The following is a 23,330-nucleotide window of genomic DNA, read 5'->3' as shown; positions in this document are numbered from 1 at the left end:
CAACCCTCTACGTCTCGCTGTGCCAATCGGTCATAGACTTGGCTGACCGACGTCACGGGCTGCCATGGTTGGGCAAGTTCGAGCGCAGCCAAGAAAGCGTGCGCAGAGCTTCCGCAAGGCACTCCAAGCGGAAGCGGTCGTGCTCGCTTCGGCGCCTGCGGCGCGTTTTCAGCTGTCGCTCGAACAATGTCGCCGAGAGTTCGCAAATCTGCGCGTCGAGGCTGGGCGGATCGTTCAAGCTCTGGCTTCATTTGGCCGCCTCACCATCCCCCATAGGTCCGGCGATGCCTTGAAGTTCATGGCTTCCAGGTCTGCGCTCATCCTCACGAAGAACTTCGGCGGTATCTTCCTGCGGGTGCGCCAGACCCTGACGGATTCCGACGTATTGAGCCCGTACATCGAAGCAACAGTGGGATTGCCGCCCAAGGCATCGAGCACTTCGTCTACGGAGTGAAGGGTGGTTGAACGAGGCAAATCAGTCGCTCGATATTTATGAAAATCGTCGCGAACATACCAACAAATGATTGGTGCGCAAGCCGCCAACGTATTCGAACTAGACGCCAACAAATTTTTGGTACAAATTGTTGGTACCCAAGTGTAGATGAGTATTGCGTGGGGGAGTGTTGGGCGTGGCGGATACCGGTGCGGAAATAGATACCAGCAAAGAGGCCATCGGGCGGAGGCTCAAGGCTGTCCGCGCAGTGTATGGATGGCCGCAAACCCAGATGGGTACACTCTTAGGGATAACCGGCCAGCGCTGGAATACCTACGAGCAGGGGAAGTCAGTACCTCCGCCAGACATACTATTCAAGATTTGGCAGCTAACAGGCGCAAGTACGGACTATGTGCTCATAGGCCGGAAATACGGCATGCCTGCCGAGTTGCTTACCAAGCTCGACGATCATCTGAGGACCCCTGCGACGCGGAAGCGCGCTTAGTCCATCTGTTGTTGCGAATGAAAAAGGCCAGGTGCATTTCGCGTCTGGCCTTTTTGCTGTCTCGCGGTCCCGACTAGTTGTGCTCGGATGAAATCACCCTGAGCTCGACAGTGCGCGCCGCCAGCGCGGTAGCAGGGCTGGGTGGGCACAGGAAGACATCGTGGATCTCCCTGAGGTAATCGATCACAGCGCGAGCGTCGTCGGGGTCCTCGGGTAGCATCGAAAGCAGCTGGGCTGCTTGGCGACGCCTCCATGCATCTCTCCCAGGCGAATCGCTTCCATTTGCAACGTACATTCTCTCACTCCTCTTATACCGATGGTCGCCGCCAATTCATTGGAGACGACTGCGTATCGTCACCAATAATTTGTTGGTACGTGCGTTGACGCACCAACAAATCGTTGGTAATCATCCGACATAACCGATGCCCCCGCCGCCCGAGGTGAGAGCGTCTAAACGTCGCGAGGAGGTGTAAGACGTGCGCGGTTGTTTAGAATTTAAATTAATCATGAAAGGTCGAATCATCGGCCTAGTTGTGTTGGTCTATATTGCCGCAGCCCTTGCCAGCACTGGCGAGACTACGGCGATGGCTAAGTGCTTGGACCATTCTTCTTTCGACAACTGCCATAGCTCCATCGTTCGTTGAGGTTGCTGTGGCCGTCGCCGTAATCGTCCCATTCCCTCAGGAACGTCCGAACGCCGCAGGCGCAAGCATTGCGGCCGCAGTCGGCATGTTCAGCAGCTGGTCTATCGATATGCCGCCGACCGGAAGCACCGGGGACAAGGCGCTCGATAAGCGGCTCTCCGATGATTTCCGTGGGCTCATCGCCCACGATGGCCTGCAAGCTCGCCTCGACTGGCTTCGCGACGAAGTAGGGCTTGAACACGAAGCTCCGGCGATCGGCGCCCAGATTGACCCGCGCCTGAATGTACTTCGGCGCTGGTGGCTCGATCTGTTCGCCGCCGGCTTCCCTTTCGAAGATCTCGAATAGTCCGCGCGTAGCGTTTTGCGGACTGGCCCGGCGAGGTGCTCCCCCAAGCCCCCCCTCGCTGCACCTCGCCGGGCAATTGCGTTTCATCACCCACAACACAGGAGAATGCCTATGCGAACGCACCATGCCCCGGCGGCAGAGCCGACTTACAACGAGCGTGACCATCAGAGGATGGAAACACTGCTGCACCTGACATCCGACATCGTTAGGTCGGTTGCAGCGTCTGTGCCGGCCAATGCTATCCCGACCCTGATTAAGGACGTTCACACGGCTCTGTCAGAGATCGCCACACCGTCGTCTCAGACCTCGGCGGCGACCGAGCTCGTCCCCGCCGTAAACCCCAAGAAGTCGGTTTTTGATGACTTCATCATCTGCCTGGAAGACGGCAAGAAATTCAAATCTCTCAAGCGTCACCTCAAGACGAGCTACGACATGACGCCCGAGGAATATCGGGCGAAGTGGAGCTTGGCCCGTGACTATCCGATGGTCGCGCCCGCCTATGCCGCCCAGCGTTCGCACCTGGCGAAGACTATGGGCCTAGGGAAGAAGCCCAAGCGCGCCGCGATGCAATGACCCTCGCACCGGCCGTCGCGAGGCGGCCGGTCGCTAATCTCCCACCTGGGCGCGACAATGACCTTCCCAACCGCTGAACAAATTGCCACCGCCATCGTTTTGGCCGCCCGACAGTTCGGCGACGACCCGATGGCTGTAGCGCGGGGCGAGCCGTTCCATCGCTCGCGTCACATGGCTGTTGTCGCGCTGATGGAGGTCTTTCCGGATGCGCCCAAGCGCGGACTTGCCAGATGTTGCGGCTACGGCGCTCCGAAGGGCCTCGCGTCAAGCCTCAAATACGCCCGCTCCCAGCCGTGGTGGAGCGACGATCTCATAGATGAAGTGGTCGGTGCCCTTGTCGCCGACCAGTATGGGGAGCAATCCGAATGAACGACCATGCTGACGCGCCGGCTGGCGCGGCCGATGACATTGAGCTCGACCCCGCCGAATTCGCGGAGCCCGATGTGGTGCTGCAAGAGCTTGAATACCTTCGCAAGGACGTCCAGCGTCTCGGCGACTATCACAAGTCCACCGTGATCGAACTCGGCGAGGCTGAAACCAGCCGGGCGCAGCTGCGCGCTGCCATGGATCGGGCATTCGCTGCATTCAAGAAACAGGACGCCGAACTTGCCACCGACATCGGTCGCCTGCGTTCGAAGTCGGCGACCGCCAAGGCAGTGCTCGCCAGCCGCCAGCGCGCGGTGCTGGAGCTTGAGCAGGTGCTCGCCTGATGGCCAAGGCCAAGAAGTACCCCGACGGGCCGGGCAACAATCACCAGACGCCTTACAGCGCTATTCCGGCGCTCCTGCCGCATCTGCACGGCATCAGGCGGTTCGCCGAGCCGTGCCAGGGCGAGGGGAAGCTTGTCCGGTGGCTGGAGTACCACGGGCTGGAATGTGCCTACCGCGGTGACATCATCACCGGCCAGGACGCCATGGAAGTGCCGTTCGATCTTTTCCCGATCGACGCTATCATTTCGAACTTCCCCTGGGAGCGAGCCATCCTGCACCCTCTTATCGAGCGGTGCATGCAGTTCGCCCCAACATGGCTGCTGTTCGATACCGATTGGGCGTTCTCGCAGGCGGCAACGCCTCTGATGCCGCATTGCAGCCACATCGTAACTGTCGGCCGCCTCCGTTGGGTGCCGGGCACTCGGCATGGCGCGATGGATTACTGCGCCTGGTACCGGTTTCACGCGCAGCACGTCGACGGCCCGCGCCTGATCCCCGCACGCACAGACAACCTCGACCACAACTACGAGCCCGCGCTCGTTGACCTTTGACATGGAGGAAGCACCTTGGAAATCACCCAACGCGTATCTCTGCCGCTGAACGCCCTGCAGTTCGGCCATGAAGCCAATCCGCCGATCAATGCACGCGTCGTCGGCCGCGCCGAGGCCGTACAAGCACTGTCAGCGTCCATCCTTGCCCACGGCCTGATCCATGCATTGTCGGTCAAGGATCAGGATGGGACGTGGTATGTCGCGGATGGCAACCGCCGCCTTGCCGCCCTGCGGCACTTGGCCGAGCAGGGCAGCATCCCGTCCGACTGGCAGGTCAAGTGCGACCCGCTCGCCGAGGGACAAACGGCTGACGAGATATCGCTGGCGGCCAACTTCGAACGCGTCCCGCTTCACGAAGCCGACCAATACGCCAAGTTCTACGAACTGACTGCGCGCGGCCTTAAGGAAAAGGCGATCGCCCAGCGCTTTGGAATTGACCCCAAGCGCGTCGGCCGCATGCTGGCACTCGGCAGACTTTCCCCGAAGATTATTGATTGGTGGCGTGAGCAGGAGATCAGCAACCAGGTCATCGAAGTCGTACGCGCTTTCACCTTGGCACCATCGATCGAGGAGCAGGAGCGTGTCTTTGAAAGCACCCTCGAAAGCGGACGCATGTGGGCCCATTCCATCCGCGAAGCCTTCGGCGCCGGCGACCACAACGCAAAGAAGCTGTTGACGTTTGTCGGCACCAAGGCATTCCGTGCCGCCGGCGGGTCAGTAATCGAGGATCTGTTCGGAGAAAACAATTCGATCTCTGATCCCGCTCTCTTGGCTCGTCTGGCCGACAACAAGATGCGCGCTAAGGCGGACGAGCTTGAAAAGGACGGCTGGTCGTGGGTCGCACTTGGGTCGGAGCTTCCCGACAACTGGCGTTACTACTGGTCGAAGCTTCCTGAGCCTGTCTCCGACGAGGACAAGGCCCGTTCCGGCGCGGTGGTTCATCTTGACCATGATGGTAAGCTGGAGGTTCGTCTCGGCGTCCTAAAGCCGGCCCCTGCCACCGCCACGTCGAGATCCACAGGTGAGAGCGAAACCAACGAGCCATCTATCTCCAATGCGATGTCTGACCGCTTGTCGGTTCAGGCGACCAATGCTCTCCGTGTCGCCTTGGCTGATGAAGGCCGCATTGGTCTGGTCGCGTTGCTGGCAGGCTTTCTATCTGGAGCCACCAACGCGCCGGTGAAGGTCAAACACGAAGGGCACGGTCGGACCGGCGGCTACGATCCCAACACGGAATCCTTCACCGGGGCTTTCAACCGGCTGGCGGCAATGACAGACGAAGCGCTGTTTTCTGTCGCTGCTGGAATCGCCGCCCAGGCGATCGACCTGACATCCCCGTATGCTCCAGCCCAACGCGGTTTCCGTCCCCCGGTTCGCACGCTAGCCGATGCCATTGACGGAAACCGGATGTATGTCGCCCTGCGCGACCAGTGCGACTTCAAAGACTATTTCGCCGGCATCTCCAAGCCGCTGATCCTCAAGGCGATATCCGAAGCCGTCAACGAGGATGAAGCGCGCAAAGCAGGTGCGCTTAAGAAGGCCGAGCTCGTCGCGTTCGCGGTTAAGAACGTGCCTCCTACCGGCTGGCTGCCGCCGCAGCTGCGTACTGCGAGCTACCCGATGGGTGACATCGACGACACCGGCGAACTCGTCCAGGCCGCTGAGAACAAGTGAAATGATCGCGACTGTCCCGCTCAAGGCATATGCGGTGCTTGAGCATTCCGAAAACACAGGTGCAGTCTTCTTTGCGCGCTACTCCATCGTGGCGCGCAGGAAGGGAGCCGACGAGTTTGCCGATGGCGACATAGCCGGCGTCTCCTGTCGCCGCGCACCTTGGGCGGACGCCTACGCGACGACCGGCCTCCCAGCGGCTGTGTGTATCGATCACGGCTGGAATTTCGAATGCTGGGGGTGCGGGGCAAAGATCGATGAGTATTGGCTGGACGAGAACAGCCTGACGTCTGCCGACGTCGTCGGAAACCAGCGTGGCTCTGTCTATTGCTGCGCCGGTTGCAAGGAGCGCTCCGAGGAACGACAGCGCCAGGTCCAGTTGCGCAAGGCAGAGGCCATCGAAATGGCCAAGCGCCTGGTACTGAACCGCTTCCCTGGCGCGCAGTTCCGCGAAGGCGACGGCTTCACCCACGCCTACGTCACAGATTGGGACGGTCATTGGCTCATCGCCAGTGTCCAGGTCGCCTTCGACTTCCCCGGCATGGCCGTCGCGCCGGCGACCTTCCGCATAGAAGCGGATGCGCTTCGCTTCCCGATCGGCAACCACGTGCCACGCTATTACTGCGCCGCCGGCGACCGCGAGGCGTTCGAGGCCTATGCCGCAGCGACCAAGGCGAGGGGGCTGCCGGCCGCCCAATGAGCAGCAAGCGCACCTTCACCGTCGAGGAAATCGAGCGCGTCCTGGCGGCCGTGGCCTACATCGTCGTGCGACACGGCGAGGAATACGTGCCGCTGCTGGACCGCGTCGAGCAAGAGCTCGAGGAGGCGCGCAAGCGGAGCTCGCAGCGCGATCGCGCGCGCCGGATCCTCGCTTCTCTCACAAAGGAGGTCAAAGGTGCGCAGGCGGTATGAACGCGATCTTCAGCATGTGCCTCTGCTTTTGCTCCAGCGTCGGCCCCGACCCGTATTTCGGGCGATGCCACTTGTGGCCCATGAGCGATGCAACCACCTTCTCGGGCGCCTCAACGGCTGTCAGCCTGTCCTCGAATGTGTGACGAAGGCTGTAGAGCGAATGCTTGCTCGTCGGCAGCAGCTTCTTGGCAACGAAGCAGTCGTTGACCAGTGCCGAGAGAGAATCGGCCTTGTCGTGGTAGCGCGGGAAGCCCTTGGGTTGAAGTCGCATCGCTGCCAGTGCCACACCCACCAACGGGATGTCCCGCTCCGAATGGTCAGTCTTGAGCTTGCGGCCAACTGCGCGGATCTGGACGTGGGGCACCGGGGCATCAAGCCGAATGTGCTCGGGAAGCAGGTTTGCCGCCTCGGACAGGCGCATGCCGGTGTCAGCAATTACATACACCAGTCGCCGGGCCTCGGGGTTAAGGTCGTCCAGAGCGCCGGTGGCCAGTATCACCTTCTGAACATAGTCGGCTTCGAACGCCGCACGCTGAGCCTTTATTTCACCGCTAAGGCGCAGCTTGGTGAAAACGTCAGGCAGGCCAAGCTGCAGATTGAGGTCCACAGCGCTCCACATCTTGCTGACATGGCCGATATCCTTGTTGGCAGTGCCAATGTTGATCTCCTCGGCAAGAACCCGGTTCTGCAGCCATATACGAAACTCGACGCCATCGGCTCGTTTGACGGTGCGGATATCCTTGTCGGTGACCACCGAAATCAGGTTGTCGAGTGCCCGCTTCTTCGGGTTTCGCCACTTGCGCACCTGGTTGTCCGACATCTGTTTCAAGGTCACGGCCTCGATCTTCTCGAACTCGGGGAGCAGGTTGGACAGCTTGAACGAAGGCTTCGGCGCGCCACCGAGAACAGCATCGACCTCGGTGCCCAGATCAAGGGCCTTGCGCTCCAGCAGGCTGTTAACCCGGTCCACGATCTGTTCGAAAGCGCCGGCCGAAAGCTCGGCCACGGTTTGGTACTGCATCCCCAGCGCGCGGGCTCGCTTTTGGGCTGCCTCGAACCTTTGACGAGCTTCGGCGGATTCGCCATTGGTGAGCGCCTGCCAGTACGAGGTGAGCTCGGCGTCGAGCTTGGTGACAACCTCCTTGGCACGCAGGCCGCGGGGATCGTCGGCAACGGCTATATCGGTGCTGATGCGCACCAATCCACGATTGTCGACAGCCTCGAATGCCTTGGGCACTCGGCGCACGAGATACCAAATGCCGTCCCGCTTGTGCGGTTTCGGCTTCCCCACTTTACGCATTTCGCCCGCCCCATTGTTACGCAGTTTGTTACACAGTATAAGGGGCAGAACGTTTCTGGAAAGTCAATGAAAGCGGAAAAGATGAGGTTTTACAGGTCGATGAGGGTAGGGCAGCTGGCGGAGAGAGCGGGATTCGAACCCGCGTTACGGTCTCCCGTAAACACACTTTCCAGGCGTGCGCCTTCAACCACTCGGCCACCTCTCCGCATGCGCGCTGTGCGCCGGCTGGTTATGCCGGGCCGGTTGGGAGTGCGCGCATCTCCTTGGCGTCGGCTCGTCGAGCCGTCATTCGGGTGCAGCCAACCTGCCGGGCACCCATCGCCTGCCACCGAACACATTAGCGTCCGGCTGCGGGGCTCATCTAGTCGATCCTGCGCCGCTTGCCAAGCGCTGACGTGGCAAATGTTATCAGGCAAAACGATCGTCGTGCTGCGCAGCGCCGGCAAAGCCACCATCCGCAGCGGCGAGGCGCCTTGCTGGCACCGTCGCCGCCCTTATTGCAAGTGCCTGGCGCTCTGTCACAAACTGCTTTGAAGGGCAGGGGGAGATTCGATGTCGTCAGAGAGCGAACCGTCCGGCTGGGACATCTGGCGCTGGCTGCCGGTGGCCTGGCTGTGCCTCGTCATGGCGCTCAGCGCGCGCGGCATCGACGCCAGCTTCGCCATCATGCTGGATTTCTCGATGCCGTCGGCAGTGCTGGGGCTGATCTATGTCTCGGTCGCCTTCAGCGCGGTGACGATCGGCTGGGGCATCTACCTGGCCGTGCTCGCCTACAATCGCGATCGCAGGTTCCGGCGCGCCTTCACCATCTGGCAATGGGCGATCATCGCCTTCCTCGTCCTCAAGCAGGTCTATATTCTTGTCATGCCGAATTTCGCCTTTGGCCTCGTCGGTCTCGCCTGGGACGGCGGCGAGATCGCCATCGGCCTTGCCATGATCTGGCTGGTCGGCCGACAGGACCAGCCACAAGCCTTGTTGAGCAGTGGCCCGCACGAGCGGCCGCGTCTGCTGGTTTCGATCGTCGCCGCCATCCTCGGCGTCATCGTCGGTGCAGCAGTTGGCGCGGGTGTCGGGCTCGCGCTGGGCACGGGCATATCCGAAGCCACCGATATGAGCTGCTTCGAGGGCGCCTGCGGCTATTTCGTCGTGCTGATCGGCCTCGGCGGCCTGCTGGTCGGCGCGGTTGCCGGCGGCATCTTCGCCGTCTGGCGGGCCAATCGCCGCAAGTCGAAGCCGCCAGTCCCGCCGCAAACGTCTGTCAATTAGCCGTGTCTTCGATTGCACCCACCGGCGGCGCGGCCTATTTCTCGTTCATAACCGATATCCAGGACCGCCGATGATCCGCTTCGTGTTCCGTCTTGCCGCCGCAATAGCGCTTTCGGTCGCCGTCATCATGGCCGTGCTCGACGCCACCCGCACCGTCGCCGTGTCACGGCTGGTGATGACGCCGCTCGATACCAGCTGGTCGACGGCCTCGCCCGATACCCTCGCCGCGACCGAGACATTCGTCCGTGACAAGACCGGCCCGGCTGTCTGGGACAGCGTCGTCGTGCCGGTGCTCAACCAGCCGGGCTTCGCGGTCTTTGCCGTGCTCGCCTTCCTGCTCTACGCAATCGGCCACCGGCGCCGCGCCGGCCGCTTCACCGGCGAGGTCTGACGCGACGCCAGCAAGCTTCGGCGCAACGACGAGGAGGGAAGGCAGATGTTTTTCCTGAGCGACATGCTGAACAAGAAGCTCAAGCTGCCGACGTCTGGCGAAGCGCTGCCCGGCCGCGCGCGGGCGATTCCGACCGCATCGAAGCACTACGTCTCCAGGCGCCCGCTCAAGGGGCCATATCCCGAAGGCTTCGAGCAGGCGCTGTTCGGCCTGGGCTGCTTCTGGGGTGCGGAGCGCCTGTTCTGGCAGATCCCCGGCGTGTGGGTGACGGCAGTCGGCTATGCCGGCGGGCTGACGCCCAATCCGACATATCAGGAGACCTGCACCGGCCTTACCGGTCATGCCGAAGTCGTGCTGGTGGTCTACGACCCCGCACAGGTCAGCTACGGCGAGTTGCTGAAGATCTTCTGGGAGGCGCACGATCCGACCCAGGGTATGCGCCAGGGCAACAACGTCGGCACCACCTACCGTTCGGCGATCTACACCTTCTCCGACAGCCAGCAGGCCGAGGCGGTTGCCTCGCGCGATGCCTATCAGGAAGCGCTCAAGGCTGCCGGTCGCGAAAAGATCACCACCGAGATCGCCGCAGTGCCTCAGTTCTACTTCGCCGAAGACGATCACCAGCAATACCTTGCCAAGAATCCCTATGGCTATTGTGGCCTCAAGGGCACCGGCGTTGCTTGCGCGATCCCCGACAAGGCGGCCGTTTAGACATTCGTTTCAGACGCCATTTGCGATGCCTGTGCATTTTTCCAAAAGGTCAAGATTCCGCGTGAATTTTGTCTTGGCCCGTGCAAGATATGGCCATGCGCGGGGGGAGAGATCCTCGCCATGGGCCGTGCGGCAGCCGGAGGAACGGCTCGCGCGGCGATTGCAAAAAAGACAACCGACAGGGTGTGGATCACATGAAACGTATCGTCCTCGGCCTTCTGGCGGCCACCGCCATGTGCCTTCCGGCGCTCGCCGCTGATGTTCAGCCGGCGCTGCTCTACGATCTCGGTGGCAAGTTCGACAAGTCGTTCAACGAAGCGTCCTACAACGGCGCCGAGAAGTTCAAGGCCGAAACCGGCATTCCTTATGTCGAGTTCGAAGTCTCCAACGCCTCGCAGCGCGACCAGGCCCTGCGCCGCTTCGCCGAGGATGGCCGCAACCCGATCGTCATGGCCGGCTTTGCCTGGTCCGAGGCGCTCGCCAAGGTCGCTGCCGACTATCCGGACCTCAAGTTCGCCATCATCGACATGGTCGTCGAAAAGCCCAATGTGAAGTCGATCGTGTTCAAGGAGCATGAAGGCTCCTACCTCGTCGGCGTCATGGCAGCCCTTGCCTCGCAGTCCAAGAAGGTCGGCTTCGTCGGCGGCATGGACGTTCCGCTGATCCGCAAGTTCGGCTGCGGTTATGTCGGCGGCGCCAAGGCTGCCGGTGCGACCGAAGTCATCCAGAACATGACCGGCGACACGCCTGCCGCCTGGAACGACCCGACCAAGGGTGGCGAAATCACCAAGACCCAGATCTCGCAGGGCGCTGACGTGATCTACGCCGCGGCCGGCGGCACCGGCGTCGGCGTGCTCCAGGCTGCTGCTGACGGCGGCAAGCTCGGCATCGGCGTCGATTCCAACCAGAACGGCCTGCAGCCGGGCAAGGTGCTGACCTCGATGCTCAAGCGCGTCGACGTCGCCGTCTACAACGCCTTCATGGATGCCAAGAACGACAAGTTCGAAGGCGGCATCAACAATCTCGGCCTCAAGGAAGGTGGCGTCGACTACGCCATGGACGACAACAACAAGGCGCTCGTCACCGACGAGATGAAGGCAGCCGTCGAAAAGGCCAAAGCCGACATCATCGCCGGCACCATCCAGGTGCATGACTACACCTCGGACGACAAGTGCCCCTATTGATCCCTGCCTGAATGAAACGCGCCGCCGGATCCTGGTCCGGCGGCGTCGATCATTGTGGGCCAGTCCTCGGGACGGCAATCGATGTTCACGGTTACCGGAATTGGTGGCTTCTTCTTTCGCGCCAAGAATCCTCAGGCACTCGCTGCCTGGTACGAACAGCACCTCGGCATTTCAGACATCTCGCGCGCTGTCTGGCAGCAGCAGGCGGGGCCGACGATCCTTTCGCCTTTCAGTCGCGACACCGAGTATTTCGGCCGTCCAGAGCAGCAATGGCTGATCAACCTGCGCGTCGATGACCTCGATGCCGCGATGGCCGAGCTGAAGGCAGCCGGCATCGCGGTGGAAACGCGGGCGGAGTGGGACTCCGAGGTCGGCCGGTTCTGCCGGATTCACGATCCTGAGGGCAATCCGATCGAGCTGTGGCAGCCATCCGAAGCGGCTGGTCTGGCCTGAGGCTTGGCTCTGGCGCGGCGTCACCAGTGGGGCGGCTTGGTCACCGGCGTGTCGGGTGCCGTCTGCTCCTCGAGCACCAGGAAGCGCTCGGTGAGGGCGTCGAGCTTCTTCTGCATCCGCTCGATGGTCTTCCACTGTTCGGCGATCTGGCCGGAAAGCTCCTCGATCGTATGCTCCTGCTCAGCGGCGCGTATTTCGAGCGTCGTCAGCCGGTCATCGGGCGTGGTCATGGTCGATCCTCATTGGGGCGATCCTCATTGGGCCGTCATATCGGTCGTTGCCTCGAAATCGGCCGCGGAGCGGTCAATTCCTTGGGGTCACCAGGCGAGCCGATTGGCAGGGCAGTATCGGCGTGCTAGCTCTTTCGGCAAGCCATAACAAGAACATAAGAACCTGAGGTGGGACGGTCGTATGGCGGAAGCAGCTATCGAACTGATCGGCATCAACAAGAGTTTTGGTGCTGTCCGCGCCAACCGCGACATCGCGCTCGAGATACCGCGCGGGACGATCCACGGCATCATTGGAGAAAACGGCGCCGGCAAGTCGACGCTGATGTCGATCCTCTACGGCTTCTATCAGGCCGACAGCGGCGAAATCCGCGTCAACGGCAAGCCGGCCAGCATCAAGACACCCAACGATGCCATCGCCGCCGGCATTGGCATGGTGCATCAGCACTTCATGCTGGTCGAGAATTTCTCGGTGCTGGAAAACGTCATTCTCGGTGCAGAAGGCGAGGCGCTGCTCAACAAGTCCATCGCCAAGGCGCGCTCCGAGCTGCGCCGGCTGGAACAGGAATACGGCCTCGAGGTCGATCCAGATGCGATCATCGAGGAACTGCCTGTCGGCCTGCAGCAGCGCGTCGAAATCCTAAAGGCACTGTATCGGGGTGCTGAAATCCTGATCCTCGACGAGCCCACCGGCGTGCTCACCCCAGCCGAGGCCGACCACCTGTTCCGCATCCTCCAGCAGCTCAAGGAACAGGGCAAGACGGTGGTGCTGATCACCCACAAACTGCGCGAGATCATGGCCATCACCGACAACGTCTCGGTGATGCGCCAGGGCACGATGGTCGCCACACGCAAGACCAGGGAAACCACTGTCGAGGAGCTGGCCGAGCTGATGGTTGGCCGCCGCGTGCTGCTGCGCGTCGAAAAGGGCGAGGCCACGCCCGGCGCCGTCAAGCTTTCGGTCAAGAACCTGACGGTCAAGGATTCGCGCGGCGTCACCATGGTCGACGACGTATCCTTCGACATCCGCGCCGGCGAGATCGTCGGCATCGCCGGTGTCGCCGGCAACGGCCAGTCGGAACTGATGGAAGCCGTTTCCGGCATCCGCAAGGCGGTCTCGGGGACGGTCATGCTCGACGGCAAGCCGATTGATCTGACCGGCCAGGCCGACCCCGGCGAATTGCGCGACCGCGGCCTCGCCCATGTGCCGGAGGATCGGCATCATGTCGGCCTGGTGCTTGCTTTCGACGAAAGCGAGAACTCGATCCTCGGCTATCACGACAAGCCGCAATATCTCAAAGGACCGTTCCTCAATCTCGACGCGATCCAGAAGGACGCGCAGGAAAAGATCGAGAAATACGACATCCGCCCGGCCAATCCTCGGCTCAAGACCGCCAATTTCTCCGGCGGCAACCAGCAGAAGATCGTGCTCGCGCGCGAGATCGAACAGGACCCCGGGGTGCTGATCGTCGGCCAACCGACCCGCGGCGTCGATGTCGGCGCCATCGAATTCATCCACAAGCGCCTGATCGCCATGCGCGACCAGGGCAAGGCGGTTCTGCTGGTCTCGGTCGAGCTCGACGAGATCCGTTCGCTCTCCGACCGCATCCTGGTGATGTTCGCCGGCCGCGTCGTCGGCGAGCGCGGACCCGAAACCGGTGAAGGCGAGCTGGGGCTTCTGATGGCAGGCGTCGAACACAAGGAGGCCGCCGAATGAGCACGCCTTACGCAAAACTCCCGGCCTGGGCCGACTACGGGCTCATTCCACTGATCAACCTGCTCGTCGCGTTCGTCGTCGCTGGCCTCGTCGTGCTGCTTGTCGGCGAAAACCCGCTGCGCGCCGCCGTCATCCTTGTCGAAGGTGCCTTCGGCAGCGGCCAGGGCCTCGCCTACACGCTGTTCTACGCCACCAACTTCATCTTCACCGGCCTGGCGGTCGCGGTCGCCTTTCATTGCGGCCTGTTCAACATCGGCGGCGAGGGCCAGGCCTATATCGCCGGCCTCGGCATCGCCATCGTCGTCCTTGCCTTCGACAGCACGCTGCCCTGGTGGGTCGTCTTTCCGATGGCGATCATCGCCTCGGCACTGTTCGGCGCGTTGTGGGCGCTGATTCCGGCCTATCTCCAGGCCAAGCGCGGCTCGCACATCGTCATCACCACCATCATGTTCAACTTCATCGCCGCCTCGGTGATGGTCTACATGCTGGTCAACGTGCTGAAGCCGGCCGGCTCGATGGCGCCGCAGACGCGCCAGTTCGTCGAAGGCGGGCAATTGCCCAAGCTCGGCTGGCTGCTCGCCGAATTCGGCCTCACCGTCCGGCCCTCGGCGCCGCTCAACGTCTCGTTCCTGTTGGCGCTGGTCATGGCCTTCCTGGTCTGGGTGCTGATCTGGCGCACCAAGCTCGGCTACGAGATCCGCACCTTCGGCTTCAGCTCGAAGGCGGCGCGCTACGCCGGCATCTCGGAAACCCGCATCATCATCGTCACCATGCTGATTTCGGGCGCGCTCGCCGGCATGATGGCGCTCAACCCGATCATGGGCGACCAGCACAATGTGCCGCTCGATTTCGTCTCCGGCGCCGGCTTCGTCGGCATCGCGGTGGCGCTGATGGGCCGATCGCATCCGGCCGGCATCGTGCCGGCGGCGGTCCTGTTCGGCATGCTCTACCAGGGCGGTGCCGAACTGGCCTTCGAGATGCCGAACATCTCCCGCGACATGATCGTCATCATCCAGGGCCTGGTGATCCTGTTTGCCGGCGCGCTCGAGCACATGTTCCGCCCGGCCATCCAGGGCATCTTCGCGAGCTTCAGCCCGCGATCCGTCGGCATCACGGCGACCAAAGGGGAGCGCGCCTGACATGGAATTCATCGACGCGCTCGTCAACATCCTGAACTCGACAATCCGTGTTTCGGTGCCGCTGCTGCTCGCCTGCCTGGCCGGCCTCTATTCGGAACGCGCCGGCGTTTTCGACATCGGCCTTGAAGGCAAGATGCTGGCCGGCGCCTTCGCCGGCGCGGCCGCCGCAGCCGTCTTCGCCTCGGCGTGGATCGGCCTGCTTGTCGCCGTCCTGGTGTCGGTCGGCATGGCGCTGGTCCATGGCTTTGCCTCGATCACCCATCGCGGCAACCAGATCGTCTCTGGCGTCGCGATCAACTTCATCGCTGCCGGTTCGACGATCATCCTCGGTCAGGCCTGGTTCCAGCAGGGCGGGCGCACGCCCTCGCTGCCGCCGGAAGGCCGCTTCGGCGCAGTCAACCTGCCTTTCGCCGATGCGCTGCGCGACGTGCCTGTCGTCGGCCAGCTCTATTCCGGCCTGCTATCGGGCCATTCGCTGCTGACCTATGTCGCTTTCCTCGCCGTGCCGTTCACCTGGTGGGTGCTGTTCCGCACCCGCTTCGGCCTGCGCCTGCGCGCCGTCGGCGAGAACCCGGCGGCCGTCGACACCGCCGGCATCTCGGTTGCCTGGCTGCGCTATCGTGCCGTCATCTGCACCGGCATCCTGACAGGCCTTGCCGGCTCCTACATGGCGCTCGCCCAGAACGCCGGCTTCGTCAAGGACATGACGGCCGGCCGCGGCTACATCGCGCTCGCTGCGCTGATCTTCGCCAAATGGAAACCGGTGCCGGCCATGTTCGCCTGCCTGTTGTTCGGTTTCCTCGACGCGCTGTCGATCCGCCTGCAGGGGTCTCCCCTGCCGATCATCGGCAAGGTGCCGGTTCAGCTGATGCAGGCACTGCCCTACATCCTTACCGTCATCCTGCTTGCCGGCTTCATCGGCAAGGCCATCCCGCCTCGCGCCGGCGGCGTTCCTTATGTGAAGGAGCGCTGAAGCCTGTGTCTGACTTGACCGCCTATTTTCATTATGGGCTGGTTGGACTTTGCGTTTTGGCCCTAATCATGTTCGCCCGACGAAACCGGTCGGAATTCGATGTCTCGCAGGATTGGCCACTTGTTCCAGCTGCGATAGTCGACAGAGCATATGTTGGGGGTGGAGAAATGGTGAGCCATCGGCTCACTGTCGAATATGATTTTCGGGAGACTCGATATACGAGCCAAGTTACCAGCGATCTTCGCTCCACGCCGAAGGTGGGAGACACGGTCCTGCTTCGGATAGACCCAGCAAGTCCCCGGAAGATCCACCTCTGGAGCACAGACAATGCATGATCTCTTTCAGGCGGCGATTGCCGCCATGGCCAAGGCCTACGCGCCCTACTCGAAATTCCCTGTCGGTGCGGCACTGCGCACCGAGGATGGACGCATCTTCGCCGGCGCCAACATCGAGGTTGCGTCCTATCCCGAGGGCTGGTGCGCCGAGACCACGGCTCTTGGCCACTACATCATGGGCGGCGGCGGCAAGATCACCGAGATCGCCGTCGTTGCCGAGCGCATGGCCCGCATCACACCCTGCGGCGGCTGCCGCCAGCGCCTGGCCGAATTCACCAGTCCGGACACCAAACTCTATCTCTGCGACGATGCCGGCATCGTCGAAACTGTCACCATGGGCCAGATGCTGCCCTACGGGTTCCAGGGGGAGATCCTGAAATGAAGGAAGCCGTCGATCGTCTCGTCGAGCAGCTCGACGGTCTTGCGCCGGCGACCGCCATGGTGCTGGGTTCCGGCCTTGGCGGCCTCGTCGACGAGGTCGAAGACGCCGTCCGCATCCCTTACGCCGCCTTGCCCGGTTTCCCCAGGAGCGGCGTGACCGGCCATGCCGGAGAGCTCGTTGCCGGCCTGTTCGGTGGCCAGCCGGTCATCATGATGGCCGGCCGCGCGCATTATTACGAGCATGGCGATGCCTCGGTCATGCGTCCGGCGCTCGAGACGCTCGCCGGCATCGGTGTCACCCAGCTCGTGCTGACCAATGCCGCCGGCTCCGTCGATCCCGGCATGCTGCCCGGCTCGATCATGCTGATCGAGGACCACATCAATTTTGCCGGCGCCAATCCGCTGTTCGGCGAGCCGACCGACCGCCGCTTCGTCGGCATGACCGAGGCCTATGATGCCGGTCTGCGCAAGGCGTTCGAGACCGCCGCCGCGGCAGCAAGCATCGACCTGCACAAGGGCGTCTACATGTGGTTCTCCGGCCCGTCCTTCGAGACGCCGGCCGAGATCCGCATGGCCCGCATGTTCGGCGCCAATGCGGTGGGCATGTCGACGGTGCCCGAAGCGATCATCGCCCGCTTCCTCGGCCTCAAGGTGCTCGCCTGCTCGGTCATCACCAACCTCGCCGCCGGCATGACCGGGGCCGAGCTGTCGCATCGCGAAACCAAGGACATGGCCCCCATCGGCGGCGGCCGCCTCGCCACCGTCCTGCGCAAGATGTTCGAGAAGGGCCCGATCGATGGCTGAGGGCAGGGCGGAGACCGCGGAGAACGCCGAGCGCCAAGCTTCGCCGGCCGCGAGCGCCATCTGATGCTCCCGCAGGAAATCATCCGCCGCAAGCGCGACGGCAAGGCTCTCGCCCCGGCCGAAATCGCCGCCTTCGTTGGCGGCATCACCTCTGGCGCCGTCTCGGAAGGCCAGATTGCGGCTTTCGGCATGGCCGTCTTCTTCAACGGCATGAGTCGCGACGAGGCGGTGGCGCTGACCACGGCCATGCGTGATTCCGGCGATGTGCTCGACTGGTCCGACCTGCCGGGTCCCGCCACCGACAAGCACTCCACCGGCGGTGTCGGCGACAATGTCTCGCTCATGCTGGCGCCCATCGTTGCCGCCTGCGGCGCCTATGTGCCGATGATTTCGGGCCGCGGCCTCGGCCACACCGGCGGCACGCTCGACAAGATGGATTCGATCCCGGGCTACGCCAGCCAGCCCGACCTTGCGCTGTTCCGGCGCACGGTGCGCGAAGCCGGCTGCGCCATCATCGGCCAGACATCAGACCTCGCGCCTGCCGACAAGCGTTTCTACAGCATTCGCGACGTCACCGCGACGGTCGAATCGGTGCCGCTCATCACCGCTTCGATCCTGTCCAAGAAGCTTGCTGCCGGCCTCGGCTCGCTGGTGCTCGACGTCAAGATCGGTAACGGCGCCTTCATGGAAAGCGCGCGCGACGCCTCGGCACTGGCCACCAGCCTCGTCGAGGTCGCCAATGGCGCGGGCCTCAGGACCACAGCCCTAATCACCGGCATGAACGAGCCGCTGGCCTCCGCCGCCGGCAACGCGGTCGAGGTCCGGAACGCCGTCGATTTCCTCACCGGCCGCTTCCGCGACCCGCGCCTCGAAGAGGTCACGCTGGCGCTCGCCGCCGACATGCTGCTGTCAGCCGGCCGGGCGAGCTCGCAGCGCGAGGGGCTTCAGCGGGCACGCACGGCGCTCGAAGACGGCACCGCCGCCGACATCTTCGGTCGCATGGTTTTTGTGCTCGGCGGCCCCGTGGATTTCGTGACGAACGCGGCCAAATATCTGCCCAAGGCAGATGTGGAACTGGTGGTGAAAGCCCCGCGCGGCGGCTTCGTCTCGGCAATCGCAACCCGTGACATCGGCCTTGCGGTCGTCGCCCTGGGCGGCGGCCGCACCCGGCCCGAGGACAAGGTCGACCATGCCGTCGGCATTACCGGGCTGCTTCCTGTCGGTGCCGAAGTGAGGGCCGGTGAGGCGCTCGCCCGCATCCATGCCCGCAGCCCGCTTGCAGCGGAGACGGCTGCCGCTTCGGTGTTTGCCTGCTACACGCTGGATGAAGCCAGGCCAGTGGCGGCGAAGGTGGTCGCCAGACGCATTGCGCCGCGCAGCTAGAAAACCACGCGGCGCAAGTCACATCCCTTGAGGTCAGCTTGCGTGCTTCCTGCCGAAGCAGGCAACGGCGATTGCAGCCAGCAGGGTCGCGGCACCGCTGTAGATGAAGGCACTGTTGACGCCTGCAGTGTCGACCAGCACGCCGCCGAACACCGCACCCAGCGCGATCGCCACCTGGAAGGTCGCGACCATCAGGCCGCCGGCACTTTCAGCCTGGTCGGGCGCTGCGCGTACCATCCAGGTCTGCACGCCCACCGGCACCGCGCCGAAGGCAAAGCCCCACGCGGCGATGGCGACGCCCGCGATCCCGGCCGACGAACCCGCCAACAGCAGCGCCAGCGCCGAGATGGCGATGAGCAACGGAGCCAACGTCACCGCCGACCGCAGGCTGCGTTCGGCCATGAAACCGCCGGCGAGATTGCCGAAGAAGCCGCCAATGCCGAAGGCCAGCAGCACCAGCGATATGGTCTCGATGCCGAGTGCCGGCACCTGCTCGAGGAAGGCTCGGAAATAGGTGAAGCCGGCGAAATGGCCGGACGCGGTCAGGATGACCAGCAGCAGCCCCACGCGGATCATCGGGTTGCGGGAGACGTCACGCAGGGCACCGAAGCTGGCGATGCTGATGGGCGGAAGCTTGGGCAGCGTGGCGAACTGCACGATCAGCGTGACCAGACCGACGCCGGCAGCGATGATGAAGGCGCTGCGCCAACCCCAGACGTCGCCGACATAGGCGCCCACGGGGGCGGCGCAGACGGTCGCCACCGAAACGCCGGTCAGGATGATCGACATGGCGCGCGGCAGCACCTCGCTGGGCACCAGCCGCATCGCGATGGCCGCCGACATCGACCAGAAGCCGCCGAGTGCCACGCCCAGGAGCACACGCGCGAACAAAAGCGACGGCAGTGACCAGGCGGTTGCCGCGAGCAGGCTCGACATGACCAGCAACAGCGACAATCCGATCATCACATGCCGTCGGTCGATCTTCCTTGTCGCGATCGCCATTGTCGGCGCGGCGATCGCGGCGACGACGGCAGTCGCCGTCACCGCTTGTCCGGCGGTGCCTTCGGTGATGCCGAGATCCTGCGCCAGCGGCGTCAGCAGGCTGGCCGGCAGGAATTCCGCCGTCACAAGGCCGAACACGCCGAGCGACAACGACAGAACGGCGCCCCACAGGGGTTCCGCGCGCTCCTCGGCCTTCGCTTTCTGGATCGGAATGCCGTCCAGCGTTGCGGTTGCGATATCGTTCATTTGGGAGGCTCTCCGATTGCAGTGCGGTGCAACATGGGGGTGACGATTTGGCGTTTCCATGCTAGAAACGCCAGTATGAATGATCGTTCGTCCAAACTTGCCGCCGACCCGCTGACCGATATCCTCAGGGGTTTGCGCCTCGAAGGCGTCGAATATGGCCGCTGGGAACTGAAGGAGCCGTGGAACATCGAATTCCCGGCCCAGGCAACGGCACGCTTCTACTTCGTCGGACAGAAGGCGTGCTGGCTGCGCCAGCCCTCGGGCGAATGGGTCGAGCTTCGCTGCGGCGACGCCGTGCTCCTGCCGCGCGGCGTGGCCCATGTGATCGCCAGCGAGCCAGGCGCAAAATCGTCGCCGATCAATGGCTACGAGATCAAGCAGATCTGCGAGAAGGTCTTCTGTCTTTCGACCGAGGGCTGCCGGCCGGGCACGCTGCTGTTCTGCGGCAGCATGTATTTCAACCTCGACGGCCTGCACCCGCTGCTCGGCATGATGCCTGACGTCATGCGCACGACCGAACTCGAGGCGCATGACCCCGGTATCACTCACATGCTCGAAACCATGGCCCGCGAGGTCAAGCTCGAGCGCGTCGGTTCCGCCGGCATCGTCGCCCGGCTCGCCGACGTGCTCGCCGCCATCATCATTCGTTCATGGGTCGAGCGCGGCTGCGGCGATTCCAGCGGCTGGATCGCCGCGGTCAGGGATCCCAAGATCGGCAAGGTGCTGGCCGCGATCCATCTCGAACCGAGCCACAACTGGACGGTCGAGGCGCTGGCTCGGATGATGGGCGCATCGCGCTCCGGCTTCGCCGACCGCTTCGCGGCGATCGTCGGCGAAACGCCGGCGCGCTACGTCACTCAGGTCAGGATGCACCAGGCGCGGCAGTGGCTGGTCCGCGACCGCCTGCGCATCTCGGTCGTGGCGTCACGGCTGGGCTACGATTCGGAAGCTGCCTTCAGCCGCGCCTTCAAGCGCGTTATCGGCCATCCGCCCGGCCACTTCAGGACTGCGGATCAGCAAACCGCGGCCTGAGGCTCACTGCACCAGAAGCAGCGCGCCATTTTCGACCTGGTACTTCTTGAGTCGCGACAGGAAGCTCATTCCGATCAGCGTGCCGTCGAGGGCCTTGTCCTCGAGCACCACCACCGGCACCTCATCGACGCTGATCCGGCCGATCTGCAGCCTGTCGATGCGCGAAAGCGCTGCGCGCGCAGCACCATTTGCCGTGTTGACCTGCTGGGTGAAATCCCCCGGCGCGACTTTCACCCCGGCCTTGCGCGCGGTCGAAACGTTGATCGCCACCAGCGTCGCCCCGGTGTCGACCATTGCGTCGACCGAGCGACCGTTGATCTTGAAGCTTGCCGTGAAATGGCCGCGCATGTCGGCGTCGATCTTGACGCTGCGTCCGGCGGTGGAGGCAGTCGCAGCACTGGCTTCGACGGGCTTGGGCGCCGGCGTAATGGTGCCCGTCGCCATCTCGGTCAAAGCCTTGAACTTCTCACCGTCCTTGTCCCACAGCATGGGCACCGACGCGGATGCGCCGGCACAGACACCGAATATGATGAGCTTACGCAGCATGTGACGCCCTGATTTGAGGCGTCACGATAGTCCGGACAAGGTGATCGTGGCTTTAACGCAGCCATCCCGATGTCAAAGGCGGTAAACCGTGGGTTAAGGCCTATTTGGTGCCGTACATACGGTCGCCGGCGTCGCCGAGGCCGGGGATGATGTAGCCCCGCTCGTTGAGCTCGCGGTCGATCGAGGCGGTGAACACCGGAACATCCGGGTGCGCCTTGGTGAAGCGCTCGATGCCTTCGGGCGAGGCCAGCAGGCACAGGAAGCGCAGGTTGGTGGCGCCGCGGCCCTTCAGCTTGTCGATCGCCGCGATCGCTGAATTGGCGGTGGCCAGCATCGGGTCGACGACGATCACCAGGCGGTCGCCGAGGTCGCTTGGCGCCTTGAAGAAATACTCCACCGCCTCCAGCGTCTCGTGGTCGCGATAAAGCCCGACATGGGCGACGCGGGCTGCCGGCACCAGGTCGAGCAGGCCTTCGAGCAGGCCATTGCCGGCGCGCAGCACCGAGGCGAACACCAGCTTCTTGCCTTCGAGCGTCGGCGCCTCCATCGTCTCGATCGGCGTTTCGATCATCTTGGTGGTCAGTTCGAGGTCGCGCGTCACCTCGTAGCCGAGCAGCAGGGAGATCTCGCGCAGCAGCCGCCGAAAGCCGGCCGTCGAGGTTTCCTTGTCGCGCATGATGGTCAGCTTGTGCTGCACAAGCGGATGGTCGACGACGGTCACGGTCATGGCTTACGCTCCTGAAACTCGGGTAATTCAGGCCATTCTATCGGCTGGCGCGCCGCCGACCAATGTCGCGCCAGCCTTGAACCACAGTTTTGTCGGCCAAATTCAGCGTTTATGGCCGTCGAGACGGGCAAGAAGTGCTGCTTTGGTCTTCCTGTCGACGAAAGCGGCCTCGATCGCCGTGCGGGTCGTCGCCATCAGCGCCTTGTCGTCCATGCCGAAATGCTCAGTGGCAATGTCATATTCGCGCTTCAGGCTGGTCCAGAAATAGGGCGGACAGTCGGAGCTCAGCGTCACCTTGCAACCAGCCGCCCGGAACTTGGGGAAGGGGTGGTCGGCAAAGCTGTCGAACACCTTGAGCGCGATGTTCGACCCCGGGCAGACTTCCAGCACGATGCCTTCGTCGGCGATGCGTTTGACCAGATCGGGGTTTTCGATGGCGCGTACGCCATGGCCGATGCGCGATGGCTTGATGTGGTCGAGCGCCTGCGCCACGCTCTCCCAGCCCAGCAGTTCGCCGGCATGGATGGTGATGCCGAGGCCGGCCTCGCGGGCGATCTCGAAGGCGCGCACATAATCCTCGAACTCGCCCATACGCTCGTCGCCGGCGACGCCGAAGCCGGTCACCAGTGGATGGTTGCACCTGGCGGCAAAGCGTGCCGCCGCCTCGATCGATTCGACACCAACATGGCGCACGCCGGTGACGATCATCCGGCCCTCGATGCCGGTCTTGGCCTTGGCCCGCAGCATGCCTTCGCCGAGCGCGTCGGTATAGGCCTTGGGCGACAGCCCGGCTTTGATGGCATGGTCGGGCGAAGTGAACACTTCCGAATAGATCGCGCCGTCACGGGCGAGGCTGGTCAGGTAGTGTTCTGAAAGCCGGGCGTAGTCCTCTTCGGTGCGGAAAAGGTCAGCGGCGAAGTCGTAGGCCGCAAGGAACGAGGTGAAGTCGTTCCAGACGAAGGAGCCGTTCTGGATGAAGGGTGAGACGTCCTTGCCGTATTTCTGCGCCTGGCGGACGACGAGTTCGGGTGCCGCCGCACCTTCTATGTGGCAGTGCAGCTCGGCTTTCAAAGGCATTCCTTGTTCCTTGTGTTGTCGGCGCGGGCGCGGCCTAAAACCGCGCCTCAAACAATAGCGCCCGCTGGTGTGATCGGCTATGGTCCCGCCG

The 23,330-nt window shown here is 63.3% G+C and carries 28 protein-coding genes and 1 tRNA gene; 22 read left to right on the top strand and 7 right to left on the bottom strand.

The genetic code is table 11. The annotated features are described in order from the left end of the window. Positions 1-64 precede the first annotated feature (64 nt). The 10 genes from H5P29_RS00740 to H5P29_RS00695 all read left to right on the top strand — a co-directional run bounded on the left by H5P29_RS00740 (position 65) and on the right by H5P29_RS00695 (position 6,345). A complete protein-coding gene (locus H5P29_RS00740; RefSeq protein ID WP_154384665.1) occupies positions 65-454 on the top strand; it encodes a hypothetical protein in 390 nt (129 codons plus the stop codon). A 271-nt stretch (positions 455-725) separates the two neighbouring features. Continuing rightward, a complete protein-coding gene (locus tag H5P29_RS32885; protein WP_371818660.1) occupies positions 726-938 on the top strand; it encodes a helix-turn-helix domain-containing protein in 213 nt (70 codons plus the stop codon). 729 nt (positions 939-1,667) lie between these two features. Then, a complete protein-coding gene (locus H5P29_RS00730; RefSeq protein ID WP_154384667.1) occupies positions 1,668-1,928 on the top strand; it encodes a hypothetical protein in 261 nt (86 codons plus the stop codon). A gap of 111 nt (positions 1,929-2,039) precedes the next feature. Continuing rightward, entirely contained in the window at positions 2,040-2,501 is a 462-nt protein-coding gene (locus H5P29_RS00725) for a MucR family transcriptional regulator (RefSeq protein ID WP_371818598.1), read from the top strand. Positions 2,502-2,558: 57 nt separating this feature from the next. Continuing rightward, positions 2,559-2,870, top strand: coding sequence for a hypothetical protein (locus tag H5P29_RS00720; RefSeq protein WP_154384668.1), 312 nt, complete (start codon positions 2,559-2,561; stop codon positions 2,868-2,870). Beyond that, the gene (locus H5P29_RS00715; protein WP_154384669.1) at positions 2,867-3,211 is read left to right on the top strand and encodes a hypothetical protein; all 345 of its coding nucleotides are present in this window, start codon (positions 2,867-2,869) and stop codon (positions 3,209-3,211) included. The genes H5P29_RS00720 and H5P29_RS00715 overlap by 4 nt, the downstream gene beginning before the upstream one ends. Next, on the top strand, positions 3,211-3,762 hold the full coding sequence (locus tag H5P29_RS00710; RefSeq protein ID WP_154384670.1) for a hypothetical protein: 552 nt from the start codon (positions 3,211-3,213) through the stop codon (positions 3,760-3,762). Before H5P29_RS00715 ends, H5P29_RS00710 begins: the two co-directional genes overlap by 1 nt. Positions 3,763-3,777: 15 nt before the next feature. Next, a complete protein-coding gene (locus H5P29_RS00705; RefSeq protein WP_154384671.1) occupies positions 3,778-5,436 on the top strand; it encodes a ParB/Srx family N-terminal domain-containing protein in 1,659 nt (552 codons plus the stop codon). A 1-nt stretch (position 5,437) separates the two neighbouring features. Then, positions 5,438-6,133 carry a hypothetical protein gene (locus H5P29_RS00700; protein WP_154384672.1) on the top strand — a complete coding sequence of 232 codons (696 nt, stop codon included), beginning with the start codon at positions 5,438-5,440 and terminating at the stop codon, positions 6,131-6,133. Further along, positions 6,130-6,345 (top strand): hypothetical protein, encoded by a 216-nt coding sequence (locus tag H5P29_RS00695; RefSeq protein WP_154384673.1) that lies wholly within the window; start codon positions 6,130-6,132, stop codon positions 6,343-6,345. Before H5P29_RS00700 ends, H5P29_RS00695 begins: the two co-directional genes overlap by 4 nt. On the opposite strand, the gene H5P29_RS00690 is transcribed toward H5P29_RS00695, so the two are convergent. Both H5P29_RS00690 and H5P29_RS00685 read right to left on the bottom strand, forming a co-directional pair. Beyond that, a complete protein-coding gene (locus H5P29_RS00690) occupies positions 6,323-7,645 on the bottom strand; it encodes an integrase (protein ID WP_246670730.1) in 1,323 nt (440 codons plus the stop codon). The genes H5P29_RS00695 and H5P29_RS00690 overlap by 23 nt on opposite strands. A 115-nt stretch (positions 7,646-7,760) precedes the next feature. After that, positions 7,761-7,850 (bottom strand) — tRNA-Ser (locus H5P29_RS00685). A gap of 347 nt (positions 7,851-8,197) precedes the next feature. On the opposite strand from H5P29_RS00685, the gene H5P29_RS00680 reads away from it, so the two are divergent. From H5P29_RS00680 to H5P29_RS00660, 5 genes are all read left to right on the top strand, one after another. Further along, positions 8,198-8,911, top strand: coding sequence for a hypothetical protein (locus H5P29_RS00680; RefSeq protein WP_154384674.1), 714 nt, complete (start codon positions 8,198-8,200; stop codon positions 8,909-8,911). A gap of 70 nt (positions 8,912-8,981) precedes the next feature. Further along, on the top strand, positions 8,982-9,302 hold the full coding sequence (locus H5P29_RS00675) for a hypothetical protein (protein ID WP_067954665.1): 321 nt from the start codon (positions 8,982-8,984) through the stop codon (positions 9,300-9,302). Between the two features lie 45 nt (positions 9,303-9,347). Continuing rightward, positions 9,348-10,013: a peptide-methionine (S)-S-oxide reductase MsrA gene (gene msrA / locus H5P29_RS00670; RefSeq protein ID WP_154384675.1), complete on the top strand. Its 666-nt coding sequence runs from the start codon at positions 9,348-9,350 to the stop codon at positions 10,011-10,013. Between the two features lie 194 nt (positions 10,014-10,207). After that, positions 10,208-11,197 carry a BMP family protein gene (locus H5P29_RS00665; RefSeq protein ID WP_067954662.1) on the top strand — a complete coding sequence of 330 codons (990 nt, stop codon included), beginning with the start codon at positions 10,208-10,210 and terminating at the stop codon, positions 11,195-11,197. An 81-nt stretch (positions 11,198-11,278) separates the two neighbouring features. After that, positions 11,279-11,650, top strand: a complete 372-nt coding sequence (locus H5P29_RS00660) for a VOC family protein (RefSeq protein WP_067954660.1) — start codon at positions 11,279-11,281, stop codon at positions 11,648-11,650. Between the two features lie 20 nt (positions 11,651-11,670). Here the strand turns inward: H5P29_RS00660 and H5P29_RS00655 are convergent, their stop codons facing one another. After that, the gene (locus H5P29_RS00655) at positions 11,671-11,880 is read right to left on the bottom strand and encodes a SlyX family protein (RefSeq protein WP_067954658.1); all 210 of its coding nucleotides are present in this window, start codon (positions 11,878-11,880) and stop codon (positions 11,671-11,673) included. 181 nt (positions 11,881-12,061) lie between these two features. On the opposite strand from H5P29_RS00655, the gene H5P29_RS00650 reads away from it, so the two are divergent. From H5P29_RS00650 to deoA, 6 genes are all read left to right on the top strand, one after another. Beyond that, entirely contained in the window at positions 12,062-13,594 is a 1,533-nt protein-coding gene (locus H5P29_RS00650; RefSeq protein WP_154384676.1) for an ABC transporter ATP-binding protein, read from the top strand. Next, positions 13,591-14,733, top strand: coding sequence for an ABC transporter permease (locus H5P29_RS00645; RefSeq protein ID WP_067954655.1), 1,143 nt, complete (start codon positions 13,591-13,593; stop codon positions 14,731-14,733). The genes H5P29_RS00650 and H5P29_RS00645 overlap by 4 nt, the downstream gene beginning before the upstream one ends. A 1-nt stretch (position 14,734) precedes the next feature. Next, the gene (locus tag H5P29_RS00640; RefSeq protein WP_154384677.1) at positions 14,735-15,706 is read left to right on the top strand and encodes an ABC transporter permease; all 972 of its coding nucleotides are present in this window, start codon (positions 14,735-14,737) and stop codon (positions 15,704-15,706) included. Between the two features lie 327 nt (positions 15,707-16,033). Then, complete coding sequence (gene cdd, locus H5P29_RS00635) at positions 16,034-16,423, top strand: cytidine deaminase (protein ID WP_154384678.1); 390 nt, start codon at positions 16,034-16,036, stop codon at positions 16,421-16,423. Continuing rightward, the gene (locus tag H5P29_RS00630) at positions 16,420-17,226 is read left to right on the top strand and encodes a purine-nucleoside phosphorylase (RefSeq protein ID WP_154384679.1); all 807 of its coding nucleotides are present in this window, start codon (positions 16,420-16,422) and stop codon (positions 17,224-17,226) included. The genes cdd and H5P29_RS00630 overlap by 4 nt, the downstream gene beginning before the upstream one ends. 63 nt (positions 17,227-17,289) lie before the next feature. After that, on the top strand, positions 17,290-18,609 hold the full coding sequence (gene deoA / locus H5P29_RS00625; RefSeq protein ID WP_154384680.1) for a thymidine phosphorylase: 1,320 nt from the start codon (positions 17,290-17,292) through the stop codon (positions 18,607-18,609). Positions 18,610-18,642: 33 nt separating this feature from the next. On the opposite strand, the gene H5P29_RS00620 is transcribed toward deoA, so the two are convergent. After that, positions 18,643-19,857 (bottom strand): MFS transporter, encoded by a 1,215-nt coding sequence (locus H5P29_RS00620; RefSeq protein WP_154384681.1) that lies wholly within the window; start codon positions 19,855-19,857, stop codon positions 18,643-18,645. Between the two features lie 75 nt (positions 19,858-19,932). On the opposite strand from H5P29_RS00620, the gene H5P29_RS00615 reads away from it, so the two are divergent. Next, a complete protein-coding gene (locus H5P29_RS00615) occupies positions 19,933-20,889 on the top strand; it encodes an AraC family transcriptional regulator (protein WP_067954635.1) in 957 nt (318 codons plus the stop codon). A 3-nt stretch (positions 20,890-20,892) separates the two neighbouring features. On the opposite strand, the gene H5P29_RS00610 is transcribed toward H5P29_RS00615, so the two are convergent. The 3 genes from H5P29_RS00610 to H5P29_RS00600 all read right to left on the bottom strand — a co-directional run bounded on the left by H5P29_RS00610 (position 20,893) and on the right by H5P29_RS00600 (position 23,239). After that, on the bottom strand, positions 20,893-21,435 hold the full coding sequence (locus H5P29_RS00610) for a TIGR02281 family clan AA aspartic protease (RefSeq protein WP_067954630.1): 543 nt from the start codon (positions 21,433-21,435) through the stop codon (positions 20,893-20,895). Positions 21,436-21,535: 100 nt separating this feature from the next. Further along, a complete protein-coding gene (gene upp / locus H5P29_RS00605; protein ID WP_067954623.1) occupies positions 21,536-22,162 on the bottom strand; it encodes a uracil phosphoribosyltransferase in 627 nt (208 codons plus the stop codon). Positions 22,163-22,264: 102 nt separating this feature from the next. Next, a complete protein-coding gene (locus H5P29_RS00600) occupies positions 22,265-23,239 on the bottom strand; it encodes an adenosine deaminase (protein ID WP_154384682.1) in 975 nt (324 codons plus the stop codon). Between the last annotated feature and the right edge of the window lie 91 nt (positions 23,240-23,330).

The sequence above is a fragment of the Aminobacter sp. MDW-2 genome (assembly GCF_014250155.1).
Taxonomy (GTDB): Bacteria; Pseudomonadota; Alphaproteobacteria; order Rhizobiales; family Rhizobiaceae; genus Aminobacter; species Aminobacter ciceronei.
The sequence above is the reverse complement of the archived record's forward strand: the minus strand, read 5'-3'. Positions and strand labels throughout refer to the sequence as shown.

Excerpts from the sequence above, each read along its gene's own strand:
- H5P29_RS00675 (WP_067954665.1), top strand. The coding sequence starts at position 8,982 with ATGATCCGCTTCGTGTTCCGTCTTGCCGCCGCAATAGCGCTTTCGGTC.
- H5P29_RS00710 (WP_154384670.1), top strand. The coding sequence starts at position 3,211 with ATGGCCAAGGCCAAGAAGTACCCCGACGGGCCGGGCAACAATCACCAG.
- H5P29_RS00620 (WP_154384681.1), bottom strand. The coding sequence starts at position 19,857 with ATGAACGATATCGCAACCGCAACGCTGGACGGCATTCCGATCCAGAAA.
- H5P29_RS00680 (WP_154384674.1), top strand. The coding sequence starts at position 8,198 with ATGTCGTCAGAGAGCGAACCGTCCGGCTGGGACATCTGGCGCTGGCTG.
- H5P29_RS00715 (WP_154384669.1), top strand. The coding sequence starts at position 2,867 with ATGAACGACCATGCTGACGCGCCGGCTGGCGCGGCCGATGACATTGAG.
- H5P29_RS00665 (WP_067954662.1), top strand. The coding sequence starts at position 10,208 with ATGAAACGTATCGTCCTCGGCCTTCTGGCGGCCACCGCCATGTGCCTT.
- H5P29_RS32885 (WP_371818660.1), top strand. The coding sequence starts at position 726 with ATGGGTACACTCTTAGGGATAACCGGCCAGCGCTGGAATACCTACGAG.
- H5P29_RS00720 (WP_154384668.1), top strand. The coding sequence starts at position 2,559 with ATGACCTTCCCAACCGCTGAACAAATTGCCACCGCCATCGTTTTGGCC.
- H5P29_RS00690 (WP_246670730.1), bottom strand. The coding sequence starts at position 7,645 with ATGCGTAAAGTGGGGAAGCCGAAACCGCACAAGCGGGACGGCATTTGG.
- cdd (WP_154384678.1), top strand. The coding sequence starts at position 16,034 with ATGCATGATCTCTTTCAGGCGGCGATTGCCGCCATGGCCAAGGCCTAC.
- H5P29_RS00700 (WP_154384672.1), top strand. The coding sequence starts at position 5,438 with ATGATCGCGACTGTCCCGCTCAAGGCATATGCGGTGCTTGAGCATTCC.
- H5P29_RS00695 (WP_154384673.1), top strand. The coding sequence starts at position 6,130 with ATGAGCAGCAAGCGCACCTTCACCGTCGAGGAAATCGAGCGCGTCCTG.
- H5P29_RS00645 (WP_067954655.1), top strand. The coding sequence starts at position 13,591 with ATGAGCACGCCTTACGCAAAACTCCCGGCCTGGGCCGACTACGGGCTC.
- H5P29_RS00640 (WP_154384677.1), top strand. The coding sequence starts at position 14,735 with ATGGAATTCATCGACGCGCTCGTCAACATCCTGAACTCGACAATCCGT.
- H5P29_RS00740 (WP_154384665.1), top strand. The coding sequence starts at position 65 with ATGGTTGGGCAAGTTCGAGCGCAGCCAAGAAAGCGTGCGCAGAGCTTC.
- msrA (WP_154384675.1), top strand. The coding sequence starts at position 9,348 with ATGTTTTTCCTGAGCGACATGCTGAACAAGAAGCTCAAGCTGCCGACG.
- H5P29_RS00730 (WP_154384667.1), top strand. The coding sequence starts at position 1,668 with ATGTTCAGCAGCTGGTCTATCGATATGCCGCCGACCGGAAGCACCGGG.
- deoA (WP_154384680.1), top strand. The coding sequence starts at position 17,290 with ATGCTCCCGCAGGAAATCATCCGCCGCAAGCGCGACGGCAAGGCTCTC.
- H5P29_RS00610 (WP_067954630.1), bottom strand. The coding sequence starts at position 21,435 with ATGCTGCGTAAGCTCATCATATTCGGTGTCTGTGCCGGCGCATCCGCG.
- H5P29_RS00630 (WP_154384679.1), top strand. The coding sequence starts at position 16,420 with ATGAAGGAAGCCGTCGATCGTCTCGTCGAGCAGCTCGACGGTCTTGCG.
- H5P29_RS00725 (WP_371818598.1), top strand. The coding sequence starts at position 2,040 with ATGCGAACGCACCATGCCCCGGCGGCAGAGCCGACTTACAACGAGCGT.
- H5P29_RS00615 (WP_067954635.1), top strand. The coding sequence starts at position 19,933 with ATGAATGATCGTTCGTCCAAACTTGCCGCCGACCCGCTGACCGATATC.
- H5P29_RS00660 (WP_067954660.1), top strand. The coding sequence starts at position 11,279 with ATGTTCACGGTTACCGGAATTGGTGGCTTCTTCTTTCGCGCCAAGAAT.
- H5P29_RS00650 (WP_154384676.1), top strand. The coding sequence starts at position 12,062 with ATGGCGGAAGCAGCTATCGAACTGATCGGCATCAACAAGAGTTTTGGT.
- H5P29_RS00600 (WP_154384682.1), bottom strand. The coding sequence starts at position 23,239 with ATGCCTTTGAAAGCCGAGCTGCACTGCCACATAGAAGGTGCGGCGGCA.
- upp (WP_067954623.1), bottom strand. The coding sequence starts at position 22,162 with ATGACCGTGACCGTCGTCGACCATCCGCTTGTGCAGCACAAGCTGACC.
- H5P29_RS00655 (WP_067954658.1), bottom strand. The coding sequence starts at position 11,880 with ATGACCACGCCCGATGACCGGCTGACGACGCTCGAAATACGCGCCGCT.